A 1,415-nucleotide genomic window follows, 5' to 3' on the forward strand; every position below is an offset into this window, starting at 1 on the left:
GCCTGAAGTCTCAAATACCTGACGACGGACACTGGATTGCCTTACATAGCGTCGAGGAAGAAGCCTGCTAAATAGAAGTCGTATCTTTGAACGAGGGATTTCGAGTTCTTGTTTCTTTGGTTCTTTACGTCGGCCTTGAGTAGTCCGCTCCCCACAAGCTACAGCGTCAACTCCTCTTCCCGTAGCTGCATCACCTCGTTCCTCAAACGCGAAGCCTCTTCGAATTCCAGATTCGCGGCGGCTTCGCGCATTTGTTTGTCGAGGTTCACTAAAGCCGCTTGCATGCCCTCACCCCATCTCTTCCTCATAGCCGACCATCCTTAGCGGCTTGGCGCGGCGGCCTTCGAGTTCGGCCCAGCGGACGAGGGCGTCTTCGCGGCCATAGGTGATCCAGAGTTCCTGCGGGTCGACCTCGCGGACCGTGTCGGTCAGTTCGTCCCAATCGGCATGGTCGGAGATGACGAGTGGCAGCTCGACCCCTCGCTGCTTGGCGCGCTGTTTTACGCTCATCCAGCCAGACGCAAAGCCGATGACGGGATCGGGGAAGCGCTGGGCCCATTTGCCTTCAAAGGCGCCGGGCGGGGCGATGACGATCTCTCCACGGAAGGCTTCGCGCGCGGCCTTTGACCGGTCTTCCAGCGTGGCGGGGCGCAACTCTCCCAGCGTGACGCCGGCCGCCTCGTACACCTCGCAGAGCTTTTCCAGGCTGCCATGAATGTAGATGGGCCGGTCATGCCCGGCGAGGCGCAGATGTTTGATCACGCGCTGGGCCTTTCCCAGAGAGTAGGCGCCGATGCAATGGGTGCGGTCTGGATTGTCCGCGACCGAGCGCATCAGGCGGTCGATCTCCTGGTCCGTAGGCGGATGGCGGAAGACGGGCAGGCCAAACGTCGCCTCGGAAATGAAGACATGCGTGTTCTCCACCGGCTCGAAGCCGGGGCAGGTGGGGTCTGCGCGGCGCTTGTAATCGCCGGTGAACACCATGCGCAGGCCCTTGTGCTCCACCACGATTTGTGACGAGCCGAGAATGTGCCCCGCCGGGGAGAGCCAGACGGTGACGCCATTGATCTCGATCGCCTCGCCATATTCGACGGCCTGGGTCTGTTTGGCGAAACTGTCGCCATAGCGCGCGGCCATGATGGCCAGTGTGTGCGGATGGGCCAGCACCTTGCCGTGGCCGCCGCGCGCATGGTCCGAATGGCCGTGGCTGATGACGGCCCGGTCCACCGCGCCGCGCACGGGATCAAGATAGAAATCCCCCGGCGGGCAATAGAGCCCCTTGGGGGTGGGGTGAAGCAGGAGGTCTGGCCGCAGCATACCCTCAATGTAGGCGATGCACGCGGACGGGGAAGGGGCGCACCCCGTAGCCTTATGCAATCCTGAACTGCCTCGCCACACTTGCGACATGGTCTCGT

General features: G+C 62.3%; 2 protein-coding genes. Both read right to left on the reverse strand.

Annotated features, from left to right (window positions below; all coding sequences use genetic code 11):
* Nucleotides 1–158: 158 nt before the first annotated feature.
* Nucleotides 159–308, reverse strand: coding sequence for a UvrB/UvrC motif-containing protein (locus HY36_RS18185; RefSeq protein ID WP_081806181.1), 150 nt, complete (start codon nucleotides 306–308; stop codon nucleotides 159–161).
* Entirely contained in the window at nucleotides 289–1,317 is a 1,029-nt protein-coding gene (locus tag HY36_RS12635; protein WP_035553458.1) for a ligase-associated DNA damage response exonuclease, read from the reverse strand. The genes HY36_RS18185 and HY36_RS12635 overlap by 20 nt, the downstream gene beginning before the upstream one ends.
* Between the last annotated feature and the right edge of the window lie 98 nt (nucleotides 1,318–1,415).

It is taken from the genome of Hyphomonas atlantica corrig. (assembly GCF_000682715.1).
GTDB lineage: Bacteria > Pseudomonadota > Alphaproteobacteria > Caulobacterales > Hyphomonadaceae > Hyphomonas > Hyphomonas atlantica.

What these genes read in the sequence shown, in the direction of transcription:
- HY36_RS18185 (WP_081806181.1), bottom strand. Translation starts at nt 308, where the DNA reads ATGAGGAAGAGATGGGGTGAGGGCATGCAAGCGGCTTTAGTGAACCTC.
- HY36_RS12635 (WP_035553458.1), bottom strand. Translation starts at nt 1,317, where the DNA reads ATGCTGCGGCCAGACCTCCTGCTTCACCCCACCCCCAAGGGGCTCTAT.